Raw genomic sequence first — 11,832 nt, 5'->3', positions numbered from 1 at the left:
GATAAGGAACACATATAAAGTGTTCCTTATCCGGGGTTTTTTATGTTTATGGATGTGGCATTATTCTATAAATTCCGTTACAGAATCTATAACTTTAGCCTCCTCTTCAATTAATCGTCTTGAAACTTCAACAGGTAAATCCTCGGATTCTTCTTGAGTATTACCGACTTCATTTACAAGAAAACTAAACTCTTCTTGTGTCAGTATTTCTCCGCTAAGGCTTGTACCATTTTCCTCGGCAAATCCTATTGCAGCAAGACTAAAAGAGGTTAAAAATACTGTCACAAAAGATAAAAGCCTCATTTATTTTCATCACTCGGGGATTAATATTGTTTATCTAGATATGATCTTTTTTTATTAGAGTCTATATATCTATCGTTTGTATACGGAAAACCATAGGAACAAATTAAAGTACCATTGATTTCTATTATCTTCAGGATTAGATAGGAGCACTTTAACTGTCGCTGAGGGAATATATAACTTAGTTCAATAAAATAATAGCGTTCTTTTGATTCATTGAGGACACACCGGAGATAAAAAAAACATGAGGTTATGATCATTCTCATTATTACTGTACTCTTTATACCTGATTATGAGTCTTAGTTTTTAGACGTGATATTTCAAATTAGGAACTTATTGTTTTCCATCCAAAATTATCTTTTGGGGGAACAGAAAGAATGGGATTTGATGGTACTCTAAAATTTATGGCATTATTCCAACTCATTTGTGAAAATTACTGTGCTGCAGTGATTTCACAGGTAGTTTGTATTTCAATATTGAAACTATTTTAAATATGGGACATCCTATGTACACTGAAGTATCCAGTCCTAGAGTTTTAAGCTTTGATAACCAATATAAAAATTTCTGAGCAATGGGGAAAAAGAAAAAACACGGAGTGGATTAAACCATCCGTGTTATCTGTAATGTAGGAATTTAGCAAACCCAAGCGATTTCCTTAAAATAGAAAGGAATCAAGTGAGTATGGGCCAGCTCCTGTTAAAGCAACGCCAATCGCCACTGCAAGGATGGCAAGATTATATTCATAACCGTTTTGAGTAGCCCAGTAGCCATTTGCACCATGGACTTTAACGATCGCAACGAGCATTGTAAGTGCAATTAATATACCTGCAAGGGGTGTAAAGAGACCTAAAGCAAATAAAGCTCCGCCAATAAGCTCTGATAGACCAGCAAATAGGGCCATGGTAACTCCTGGCTTCATGCCAATCGAATCAAACCAGCCTCCTGTACCTTTCAAGCCATGACCTCCAAACCATCCAAATAATTTTTGAGCCCCATGACCAACAAACGATAATCCGATCACTACACGTATAACTAATAAACCTATACCAATCATTTATGATTCCTCCTGGAATTTTATTTTTAATTTAGATATCTTTAATTCGAGATTCATATCAAAAAAACAAGAGACATTATCTCGAATTAATTTATCTTTAATTAAAGATAATATGATTTTAATGATTTGTCAAACATAATTTTATCTCTTAAGGCTTTTTTCAATAGGGAGGGTTTAGAAAACAGGTGAGCTTCGCCTGGAGAAGAACAATAAATCAGTAACATTCCTTTATCGTAATGTAGGTTAGTTTCAGCATGAATGTCACAGTCGCAATTACTCGTGAAATTCACACTTTTTCGCGTGAATTTTGCACTTTTATGTGTAAATTTCACTTTACTCGTGAGTTTTGCACGTTTACTCGTAAATTTAACTGATTTACTAGTGAATTTGGCGCATTTACTCGTGAGTTTCCTACTTTTACTCGTGAGTTCCGCGCAATTACTCAAAATTACTCAATTTTACTCAAGATCAGTATATGGAATTCAAGTTCAATGTTATTGAAGGAGTCGACCTGGAATTAAGGAATCGTTTAGGAACAGGCAGCTTATTTAAATAATGAACATTTGCAGTATGATTGGTGTCCCTTTTATTGGGATATCAATCGTATTCAATTTAAGTTTTCCTTTTTCAACAGTGTAATTATCATGGGGCTGCAATACGCCATTTATGAATAAATTCATATAGGATACCTTTGATGGATCCAGTATTACCTGATTTTCTATGTCAGTTATTCCGTCTTTTTCTTCATAAATCCGTTGGCAGCCATTTGCAATGGCGTAAAATTCATAAGAAATGATTCTTTTGGGGATCCTTGTGCGAACTTCGTTGGGAGAGCACATAGGGAAAAACAACAAAGGTCTCGGGATTTTTGTATCCTCTTTAATGAATCGGCAATATTTATTGTCCATTTCTAAAAATTCTCCCCTTTTCTTATCTCCTATACATTTTATAAAAAGTACAGATTATCGTGAGGACCATTTTTGAAAATTGTCTATACAATTCCTTTCGCAAAGTCATAGCATGGAGAGAAGAGAGGTGAATATTTTGCCGTTAAAAATAATGAAGTTAGCGATTGCGGCTACCTCGGTGATCAATGTGAATCCATTGGTCACCCGATTATTTTATGAGGCGACTGCCACATCGACTGGTCCAACCACGCTTTCAATTGATCCAGCAAGCTTTTTCTCGGATACTGGTGATCCTGCAACTGTACTGCCTGCATTAAGTGCTGAAAACAGTTCGTATGAGGTGTTTATTAATGGGGTGCTGCAAATGGAGGATTTAACAGCATACACACCAGGTGCCACTGGGGTAGGAAGTCTTGTAATCACTGTTCCGGACGGTTCTTCCATCTTAACTGGATCTCCTATTGTTCTTGTTGTGACAAACTATGCACCGACATCCGATGTTGATATAGCAACGTGATTTCTATGCATTACTTTAAATGAAAAAACAGGAAAACAGGCAGCGCCCAAAGCGCTGCCTGTTTTTTAATATAGCAAAATCATGCCTATGTATTCTAATTGAGAAAGAATATAAAAAGGGGAGATTGACAGCATAAATAAATCATATAATTACATATGTGGTTATCAATGGGAGAGGTACTGGGTTAAAAATTTGTACCGGTATTATAAAAAAGTTCATTATATTTATTTAATAATTGATCAAGTTGCTGGCTGTATTCAACGGCAACATTTGAGTTCAAACCATCTTTAGCGACAATCTTGATAAGTTCATTTCTCTTCAATTCAATCTGTTCGAGAAATTCATTCTTTTTAGCCATTATATTTCCTTTCTGGCCCCAACATTTTTTTATGGTACCCTTGATTTATGTGTTCGTTGTAAAATCTGTATGAATATAACAATTATATCGGCTTGTACTAATGAATTCAAATAAGTTATCTTATGGAACATTAAACCTTCGCCCCATTCCGTTTTAGTAATTGGCTGTCATGAAATATTCAAAGTTCCATAAATGTATTTTTTTATCTTATTTGTTACAATGTTTATAGGTTGACATACATAGGAGTGAGCTTATTTGAATGATATTAATATGTTTTTAGCTTTTGGTGCGGGATTCCTGAGTTTTATTTCGCCATGCTGCTTACCGCTATATCCGGCCTTTTTATCTTATATCACTGGTATGAGTGTTGGTGAAATCAAATCCGAGAACGCCATGCTCCAAAGAAGAAGCATGCTGCATACTTTATTCTTCCTGCTTGGGTTTTCTCTGGTTTTTATTGCAATAGGTTTTAGCACATCATACTTAGGATCTTTCTTCTCGGATTACAAAGAATTAATTCGTCAGATTGGCGCCATCCTGATTATCATTTTTGGTTTATTCATTGTAGGAATCTTTCAGCCGAAATCTTTGATGAAAGACAGCCGCTTTGAATTCAAGAACCGACCTAGCGGATATTTAGGTTCCATTCTTATCGGACTTGCCTTTGCGGCTGGATGGACCCCTTGTGCAGGTCCGCTATTAGGAGCTGTCATTTCACTGGGTGCAACTAATCCTAGTGCTGCCATGAGCTATATGACTGCCTATATTTTAGGATTTGCCATACCGTTTTTCATATTATCCTTCTTTGTCGGAAAATTGAAATGGATCAAAAAGTACAGCCAATACATCATGAAGGTTGGCGGATATTTAATGATTGTAATGGGTGTGATTTTGTTTTTTGATTGGATGACCAAAATAATTGCAGTCCTGTCTAGACTATTCGGTGGCTTCACGGGTTTTTAGTCCATAATAAGTTATTTTTTCAATATTCTAGTTGATTGCCTGCTATTAGGTCTGAGGGTGTCAATTTCGTTGATTTTGGGTCTAAGGTCAGTCACTAAGTTGTCGGTATATCAAAATTAAATCCTGACCAAGGAAATTAAGAAGGAATTTCAGGCCGGGTGGACAGCAAAAATATGAAATATGGTTATCGAAGTCTATAGAGGCTGGGGTGCAAGATTTTATCTTCAAGCCTTTTGATGAGAATGGGGCATTGGAAGCATCAAAAGGGAGCTTAATTAATAACACCTCCTTGTTTATCTCAAATAGGTAATATATACTTTGTTTATAAATTGAAGTCATATATAATTTTTAATGGTACTTACCTATTTTTAGTTAAAAGGGATGGTTAAGAGATGATATATATATCAACAGGTATAGCGATTGTGATGGCTATAGGTGTTTTCATATTACGGATGAAGGAAACGAAAAAACCAGTGAATGAAAAAAAAATCATCTTACCGCCGCTGTTTATGAGTACGGGTGCTTTAATGTTTATTTTCCCGATGTTCCGTGTGACTCGATACGAATTGCTGGAGGCTATTGTTGCAGGGATGCTATTTTCCATCTTATTGATTAAAACATCTAAATTTGAAGTAAGAGATGAAAAGATTTATATTCTGCGCTCTAAGGCGTTCATATTTATATTGATTGGTCTCATGGTAATTCGACTGGTGGCAAAACTGATGCTTGGAAGCACGATTGAAATAGGAGTATTGAGCGGAATGTTTTTCTTACTAGCTTTTGCGATGATCGTTCCGTGGAGAATTGCCATGCTTTACCAATATAAAAAAGTTAAAGCAGCCAGTTTCGGCGGAAGCAGTATGGTGTGATAATCTAAAAAACCTGAGTCGATATTCATGAGACTCGGGTTTTTCATGTGTCTGGGCACTTTTCATGAGTAAAAAAATTAACCCAAAAACCTAGTAATTTCATCCGGATTATATTATATTAGTATTATACTTATTTTACTTAAGGAGGAAACGGTACATGTTACAAATGATTGTGTTTGGGATTATTTGTGGTTTACTGCTGGGATTTGTGCTTCAAAGAGGCCGTTTCTGTGTTGTTGGTGCATATCGTGATTTAATTTTAGCTAAAGATGGACGGATGTTCTTGGCTACTTTTGTTGTTATAGCGATACAAAGCATTGGTGTTTATGCATTGAATGATACAGGGGTCATTCAGTTTGGGAATGATGGTTTTCCATGGTTGGGAACAATCGTGGGTGGCTTTATTTTTGGTATTGGTATGGTTTTGGCAGGAGGTTGCGCCACTGGTACGTGGTATCGTGCCGGAGAGGGCATGATCGGAAGTTGGGTTGCCCTTTTTGGATATATGCTAGGGGCAGCAATGACGAAATATGGTATATGGAAAGTGGCTGGAGATAATCTGTTATCTTATCGTACAAATGATACGTATATTCATGAAACGTTAAATGTTTCTCCTTGGGTGTTAGTGATTATCGTGACACTCTTGGTTGGCATATTGGTGATTCGTGAATTGAGAAAACCGAAACTGCCAATCTTTAAAATGAAACCGAAAAAAACGGGATTGGCCCACATCTTATTTGAGAAACGTTGGCATCCTTTTGTCACAGCATTATTGGTCAGCCTTATTGCAATCATGGCATGGCCGCTAAGTGCAATGACAGGCCGGATGTTCGGACTTGGAATTACAGCGCCTTCCGCGAACATTTTAACTTTCCTAATAACAGGAGATGATGCGTTAATCGATTGGGGAACGTTTTTAGTATTGGGCATTTTCCTTGGCGCTTTCATTGCTGCCAAAGGGAGCGGGGAATTCCGTTGGCGTTTGCCTGATATGAAAACGTTACGTAACAATGCAATTGGCGGTGTTACCATGGGATTCGGTGCTAGTGTTGCCGGGGGATGCACAATCGGAAATGGTCTGGTGAACTCGGCACTATTTGCTTGGCAGGGTTGGATCGCGATTGTCTTTTTCCTGCTGGGTACATGGGTAGCAACTTATTTCACGATTATCCGTAAGCAAAAACAGACAGCGGCTTCATCCAAAGCGGCTTAAGATACGAGTCAAAAACTTTTTAATCAAGGAGTGGAATATAAATGGCAAAAGTATTGGAAACGACTGGGATGGTATGTCCATTCCCTTTAGTGGAAGCAAAAGAAGCGATAGTGGACATGGCAAAAGGAGAGGACTTGATCATTAATTTCGATTGCACACAAGCAACGGAAAGCATTCCGCGTTGGGCTGCTACTGAAGGTCATGAAATCACGGAGTTTGAGCAAATCGATGATGCTAAATGGCGTATAATCGTGAAAAAGGGAAAGTAAATTGATACGAAGAAAGCGTGCTCGGGTTTCCTGTGCACGTTTTTTCATTTTTTTAAGGTTGAATGATTGGCGCTGAAAGCTCCTAGTGATAACATGTCTTTAACCACTTTATTAAGGAGATGTTGATAATGGTAGACGAGGTCATTTTAAACGATGTTCCGCTGCATGTTACTGATTTTGCTTCTGAAACTGTAAAGGATTCCGAAGGTAAGGAAAGCAGAAAAGTCAGTTTTAATTTCAAGGTTACACATAGTGAATATCATGATATTACAACACTGCTTTATCAAATGGTATTTGATTTAAAGATTCCGCAGTCAAACGAGGAATTTCGTGCAGAGATCTTTAACTATGCAACTTCGGTCACGAATCTATATGAAGAAAATGCGGTGGGGGATTTTTCGCTTGTCTTGCTGGAAGTGAACGGTCAGGAATGATTGCATTGCCAGTCTTGTAAAGATATGGGTTACTGTCTATAATAATAGTGACGATCATTCTATACATAAGAGGTGGTACTTTGCTTAGCGGATGGTTTTTATGGTTTATTCTATTTTGGGTAGCCCTTTTAATTATATTGATGAGCATAGGTGGCTTTTTCATGTTTCGAAAGTTCCTGAAAAGATTTCCCAAAGAAGATGGGAAATCCGATATGGATTGGGAAGAATACTATTTGGAGCAAACAAAGCACTTATGGTCAAAGCAGCAAAAGGAATTATTAGAGGATTTAGTGAGCCCTGTGCCAGAACTTTTTCGTGATGTTGCACGTCATAAAATCGCAGGGAAAATCGGAGAGTTGGCGTTAAAGGAAAAAGCGGGCGATATTACGGAAGATTTAGTGATTCGCGGCTATATCATTGCCACACCAAAACGTGACCATAAATTTTTACAAAAAAAATTAGCTGAAAGAAAGGTGAATATGGTTCCATATGAACATTTATTCAGCTAATGATGAAAAAAGCAGGCTCTTTTGGAGTTTGCTTTTTTTATTCTGAATCTTTCAAAAGAAAGGTGCAGTGTGGTAAAAATTAGAACGTCTGTACCCAAACCATGCTATTCGTAAAATTTTTGATATAATAATAGTAAGTAAAAATTAGGACGGAGTGAAACTATGAAATTTATCCATACGGCTGATTGGCATTTAGGGAAAATCGTTCACGGGGTACATATGACAGATGACCAAAGGCATGCGCTCTTGCAATTCATAGAAATTGTCGAAGAGGAAAAACCGGATGCGGTTGTGATTGCCGGTGATCTATACGATCGTTCCGTTCCGCCGACTGAAGCGGTTGAGCTTCTAGATGAAATCCTTTATACGATTAATGTGAAAATGAATACACCGATCGTTGCGATATCGGGAAACCATGATTCTGCGGAAAGACTTTCATTCGGTACATCATGGTATCGTCATAGTCAGTTATACATTCATGGGAAATTGACAAAAGCATGTGAGCCGGTTCGCATCAAGGGCGTGAACTTTTATTGTGTTCCATATGCAGAACCCGGAACGGTTCGCCATCTTTTTGAAGATGATAGTATCCATTCCCATCAAGAAGCGATGAAGCGGATAACCGGAACGATTGCTGAGAATTTCAATAAGGATGAGCCGAATGTCTTCGTAGGACATGCTTTTGTATTAGGCGGAAAAACGAGCGATTCGGAAAGGGTCTTGTCGGTAGGTGGTTCTGGCTGTGTTTCATCCGACTTATTCGATGCGTTCGATTATACGGCACTTGGGCATCTGCATAGTCCAGACGCGATACGTCATCCTAAGGTGTTTTACTCTGGATCACTATTAAAATATTCTTTTTCAGAGGCTAAGCAGAATAAGTCGCTTTCCATCGTCGATATGCAAGAAGATGGAAGCTTTGATATACGCTATCGTTCTTTGGCACCCAAGTTCGATATGAGGGAAATATCAGGATCGATGGAAGAGTTGCTTGATCCCGCTTTTTATCAATCGCAAAAAATGGATGACTATTTAAAAATAACACTAAATGATGAGGGGGCACTCATCGATCCCATTAATCGCTTGCGCCAGATTTATCCGAACGTACTACATCTAGAACGTAAATGGGATTTGACGGACCTTAGGAGAAAAAATTCCTTCTCTTCTGTAAAAGATGAACGGAAATCAGAATTGGACCTGTTCGAGACGTTTTATCAAGAAATGACAGATCGGGACTTTGATTCCAAAAAGCAGGATTTGATGGTTTCGGTAATTGAAGCTGTTAAGAAAGAGGAGGCTTTAAAATGAGACCGGATATTTTAACGATGCAGGCATTCGGACCATATGCAGGAAGGGAAACCATTGATTTTAATTCCCTTGGAGAACGGACCATGTTTGTCATTTCTGGAAAGACAGGCGCAGGGAAAACTACGATATTTGATGGGATTAGTTTTGCGATATATGGTAAAGCCAGCGGTGAAGATCGTAGCGGGCAAGATTTGCGAAGTCAGTTTGCAGAAGATGATATGTTGACGGAAGTCTCATTACAATTTACCCTGCGTGGAAAAACGTATTTGGTGACCCGGTCGCCGCAGCAGGAACGCAAGAAAAAAGCAGGTGAAGGGACAACTACGGTTGGAGCAAAGGCTGAATTATATGAGATATTGGCAGAAGGAAAAAAATTGCTCGGTGCAAATGTACGAGAAGTTGAAGAGAAAATAAAAGTACTCATTGGTCTTGATGCGAATCAATTCCGGCAAATCCTGATGATTCCTCAGAATGAATTCCGAAAACTGTTAACTTCCGACAGCAAGGATAAGGAACAGATTCTTCAGAAATTATTTCATACTGAACTTTATAAACGAATAGAAGAAAAATTAAAAGAAGAGGCTTCCGTCCTAAGAAAGCAAAGTGAAAAAAGTGCTCAACGAAGAATTGAATTAATGAAAAGCATCCAGCCTGGCAATCATGAAGAGTTACAGGCGCAATTACAAGGGGGAGAGCCTAATGAACAGCAGGTCTTGCCCTTGTTACAGGAAGTCATTTTGCAAGCAACAGAAAAAAATGAGTATATAAATAAACAAATACAGGAAAAGCAAAAAGCTCGTGATCAAGTAAATCAAGAACTTTCAAAAGCTGTCGATTTATTAAATCGATTTTCGGAAAAAGAAACACTGCGAAAAGAAAAGGAGGCTCTTGAAGCAAGGCTGCCAGAAATGGAGCTAGTGAAAGTCCAAATAAAAATGGCACACAAAGCGGCATCGCTTGAAAAGCAGGAACAATACTATTTGCGTATCGGCAAACAAGTACAAGATGCTAATGCCGAACTCCAAAAGTTAAGTGAGCAGTCCGAAAAGCTACGGGCTGAGCGCATTGAGAAGCAGGATTCCTATGATAAGGAAATGCTGAAGGAACATGAAAGAGAGCAGGCAATCCGAACTGTTCATCAGCTTGAGCAGGTAAAAGAGGCTGTCATGACTTTTGCAAGCTTGAAAGCACAGGTTACTTCAGACGAAAAAGAGTGGCAAACCAGTAAACGACTTCGTGAAAAAACTGTTTCGGAACATCTGTCGATTGAAGCGGAAGCAGAGAAAGTCGCTCAAGAAAAAACAGAAGCGGAAAAAGCCGCTGCCCTTTATCGTGAGCAGGAAATTGAAGCAGAAAGAAATAATTCATTGTTATCGAAAATTAAAAAGCTTCAAGAAGTTCTTAATGAAATCACTAATACAAAACGGGTTCTGGATGAAAAGAATAATCGGTTCCATGAGTTACAAAGAATACAAATTCAGGAGAAGGAAAAACTGGAAACCCTGAATCGAAACTGGCGATCAGGCCAAGCGGGTATGCTTGCCTCCATGCTCCACTCTGGAGAAAACTGTCCTGTTTGCGGTTCGCAAAGTCATCCAAAACCTGCGCAAATGCATGAGCATATGCCGACAGATTTGGAACTGAAAGAGCAAGAAAACAAACTGAAATTTGCGGAACAACAAAAAAGCCAAGCGGAAAGTGAATATTATCAAGCGAAATCCAAATATGATGCTTTGGCAGAGTCCTCACAAGAAAAGCTTAGTGACTTACAACTTGACATGCCGGAGTTTAGGTTTGAGGAAATTGAAGGGCATTTGAGACAGTTTGTACAAAAAGGAAAAGTGCTGCAAGAGCATCTTAAAGAATTGATGCGGAAAAAGTCTGTATTCAATGATCTGGAAAAAAGGTTGCTGGATTTAAAAGACAAGGCGACCCAGCTAAAGGAGAATCTGATCTCTTTAGAAAGGAAAGAGGACGAAGGGAAAACGAGGTATATTGAAAACTCTACAAAACTAACAGGATTAACAGATTCCCTGCCAGACGGAATACGGACAGAGGAAGAATATAATGCTGCTTACCAAATGGCTGTAAAAACACAGAAACGCTTACAATCAGCCTTGGAAGATGCACAAAAAAACCTTCAACTGGTGAAGGAAAGAGAATCGGCCATCATTGCAAAAACAGAATCCTTGAGTGGAAATATAGAGGCTTTCAAGACAGAATTGAAAGAGGAGCGCGAAAAGTTAATTACGGAGATGACCAATCAAGGCTTTTCCAATTATAAAGAATATACGGCAGCAAAAAAATCGGAAGCTGCTCTTGGAAATTTGGAAGACCAAGTTCAGCAGTATAATCAAAATTGGCAAAGTGTTTTAAGTCTATTTCATGATTTGGAAATGAAATTAAAAGATGTGACCAAACCGGATCTTGAAGGATTGAAAAAGACATTCGATTTTATAGATGGAGAATTGGAGTCTTTACGCCTAAATCAGAATGAGCTGCAGGCTGAAAAACGGACTAACGAAGAAATCGATAGGAAATTGGCGCAAATCAGGGAAGAACAGAAAAGTTTGGATGAAAGGTACAGTATCGTTGGTCATCTGTCTGAGATTTCCAAAGGTCAAAACTCCTTCAAAATAACTTTTGAACGTTATGTACTGGCAGCCTTTTTAGATGATATCCTAAAACAAGCCAATTCAAGGCTGCTGAAAATGACAAGCGGAAGATATCAGTTATTGCGAAAGCTTGATCCTACACGCAGGAATATCCAGAGCGGTCTGGAGTTATCTGTGTATGATCAATATACTGGACAAGAGAGGCATGTCAAAACCCTTTCGGGAGGAGAGAGCTTTAAGGCTTCCCTTGCACTTGCCTTGGGTCTTGCGGATGTTGTCCAGCAGAATGCTGGCGGAATTTCACTTGAAACGATGTTCATCGATGAAGGTTTTGGTACGCTCGACCCTGAATCTCTTGATCATGCAATTGAAGCATTAATGGATATACAAAGCACTGGGAGATTGGTCGGGATAATATCCCATGTCCCGGAATTGAAAGAAAGAATCGATGCCCAGCTTCAAGTTATTTCGACACAAAAAGGAAGCCGGACGTCCTTTTATTTTGCTGGGTAATC

The 11,832-nt window shown here is 38.5% G+C and carries 13 protein-coding genes; 9 read left to right on the top strand and 4 right to left on the bottom strand.

The window, feature by feature from the left end; all coding sequences use genetic code 11:
* Window positions 1-60: 60 nt before the first annotated feature.
* The 3 genes from MPH60_RS12755 to MPH60_RS12745 form a co-directional block, all read right to left on the bottom strand.
* The gene (locus tag MPH60_RS12755; protein WP_241594265.1) at window positions 61-303 is read right to left on the bottom strand and encodes a hypothetical protein; all 243 of its coding nucleotides are present in this window, start codon (window positions 301-303) and stop codon (window positions 61-63) included.
* A 652-nt stretch (window positions 304-955) separates the two neighbouring features.
* Window positions 956-1,354 carry a DoxX family protein gene (locus tag MPH60_RS12750; RefSeq protein ID WP_241594264.1) on the bottom strand — a complete coding sequence of 133 codons (399 nt, stop codon included), beginning with the start codon at window positions 1,352-1,354 and terminating at the stop codon, window positions 956-958.
* A gap of 548 nt (window positions 1,355-1,902) precedes the next feature.
* Complete coding sequence (locus MPH60_RS12745; protein WP_241594263.1) at window positions 1,903-2,262, bottom strand: DUF4183 domain-containing protein; 360 nt, start codon at window positions 2,260-2,262, stop codon at window positions 1,903-1,905.
* Between the two features lie 127 nt (window positions 2,263-2,389).
* On the opposite strand from MPH60_RS12745, the gene MPH60_RS12740 reads away from it, so the two are divergent.
* On the top strand, window positions 2,390-2,779 hold the full coding sequence (locus MPH60_RS12740) for a DUF4183 domain-containing protein (RefSeq protein WP_405389893.1): 390 nt from the start codon (window positions 2,390-2,392) through the stop codon (window positions 2,777-2,779).
* Between the two features lie 184 nt (window positions 2,780-2,963).
* On the opposite strand, the gene MPH60_RS12735 is transcribed toward MPH60_RS12740, so the two are convergent.
* Window positions 2,964-3,137: an aspartyl-phosphate phosphatase Spo0E family protein gene (locus MPH60_RS12735; RefSeq protein ID WP_241594261.1), complete on the bottom strand. Its 174-nt coding sequence runs from the start codon at window positions 3,135-3,137 to the stop codon at window positions 2,964-2,966.
* Window positions 3,138-3,392: 255 nt separating this feature from the next.
* On the opposite strand from MPH60_RS12735, the gene MPH60_RS12730 reads away from it, so the two are divergent.
* The 8 genes from MPH60_RS12730 (at window position 3,393) to MPH60_RS12695 (ending at window position 11,830) form a co-directional block, all read left to right on the top strand.
* Window positions 3,393-4,100, top strand: coding sequence for a cytochrome c biogenesis protein CcdA (locus MPH60_RS12730; RefSeq protein ID WP_241594260.1), 708 nt, complete (start codon window positions 3,393-3,395; stop codon window positions 4,098-4,100).
* Between the two features lie 392 nt (window positions 4,101-4,492).
* Complete coding sequence (locus MPH60_RS12725) at window positions 4,493-4,969, top strand: CcdC family protein (RefSeq protein WP_137018031.1); 477 nt, start codon at window positions 4,493-4,495, stop codon at window positions 4,967-4,969.
* Between the two features lie 157 nt (window positions 4,970-5,126).
* Entirely contained in the window at window positions 5,127-6,182 is a 1,056-nt protein-coding gene (locus MPH60_RS12720) for a YeeE/YedE family protein (protein ID WP_241594259.1), read from the top strand.
* A 41-nt stretch (window positions 6,183-6,223) separates the two neighbouring features.
* Window positions 6,224-6,451 (top strand): sulfurtransferase TusA family protein, encoded by a 228-nt coding sequence (locus MPH60_RS12715; RefSeq protein ID WP_241594258.1) that lies wholly within the window; start codon window positions 6,224-6,226, stop codon window positions 6,449-6,451.
* A gap of 128 nt (window positions 6,452-6,579) precedes the next feature.
* Window positions 6,580-6,885, top strand: coding sequence for a DUF3219 family protein (locus tag MPH60_RS12710; protein WP_241594257.1), 306 nt, complete (start codon window positions 6,580-6,582; stop codon window positions 6,883-6,885).
* 80 nt (window positions 6,886-6,965) lie between these two features.
* On the top strand, window positions 6,966-7,394 hold the full coding sequence (locus MPH60_RS12705) for a DUF2621 domain-containing protein (protein WP_048685984.1): 429 nt from the start codon (window positions 6,966-6,968) through the stop codon (window positions 7,392-7,394).
* A gap of 162 nt (window positions 7,395-7,556) precedes the next feature.
* A complete protein-coding gene (locus MPH60_RS12700) occupies window positions 7,557-8,702 on the top strand; it encodes an exonuclease SbcCD subunit D (protein WP_241594256.1) in 1,146 nt (381 codons plus the stop codon).
* Window positions 8,699-11,830 (top strand): SbcC/MukB-like Walker B domain-containing protein, encoded by a 3,132-nt coding sequence (locus tag MPH60_RS12695; protein WP_241594255.1) that lies wholly within the window; start codon window positions 8,699-8,701, stop codon window positions 11,828-11,830. Before MPH60_RS12700 ends, MPH60_RS12695 begins: the two co-directional genes overlap by 4 nt.
* Window positions 11,831-11,832: the final 2 nt, after the last annotated feature.

The sequence above is a fragment of the Peribacillus sp. Aquil_B1 genome (assembly GCF_022603275.1).
Classification (GTDB): Bacteria; Bacillota; Bacilli; order Bacillales; family DSM-1321; genus Peribacillus.
Note: the sequence above shows the minus strand (reverse complement) of the source record. Positions and strands in the feature narration are given on the sequence as shown.

Bases quoted from the DNA above. Each gene is read 5' to 3' on its own strand.
- MPH60_RS12755 (WP_241594265.1), bottom strand. From the start codon at position 303: ATGAGGCTTTTATCTTTTGTGACAGTATTTTTAACCTCTTTTAGTCTT.
- MPH60_RS12750 (WP_241594264.1), bottom strand. From the start codon at position 1,354: ATGATTGGTATAGGTTTATTAGTTATACGTGTAGTGATCGGATTATCG.
- MPH60_RS12745 (WP_241594263.1), bottom strand. From the start codon at position 2,262: ATGGACAATAAATATTGCCGATTCATTAAAGAGGATACAAAAATCCCG.
- MPH60_RS12735 (WP_241594261.1), bottom strand. From the start codon at position 3,137: ATGGCTAAAAAGAATGAATTTCTCGAACAGATTGAATTGAAGAGAAAT.
- MPH60_RS12725 (WP_137018031.1), top strand. From the start codon at position 4,493: ATGATATATATATCAACAGGTATAGCGATTGTGATGGCTATAGGTGTT.
- MPH60_RS12720 (WP_241594259.1), top strand. From the start codon at position 5,127: ATGTTACAAATGATTGTGTTTGGGATTATTTGTGGTTTACTGCTGGGA.
- MPH60_RS12715 (WP_241594258.1), top strand. From the start codon at position 6,224: ATGGCAAAAGTATTGGAAACGACTGGGATGGTATGTCCATTCCCTTTA.
- MPH60_RS12710 (WP_241594257.1), top strand. From the start codon at position 6,580: ATGGTAGACGAGGTCATTTTAAACGATGTTCCGCTGCATGTTACTGAT.
- MPH60_RS12700 (WP_241594256.1), top strand. From the start codon at position 7,557: ATGAAATTTATCCATACGGCTGATTGGCATTTAGGGAAAATCGTTCAC.
- MPH60_RS12695 (WP_241594255.1), top strand. From the start codon at position 8,699: ATGAGACCGGATATTTTAACGATGCAGGCATTCGGACCATATGCAGGA.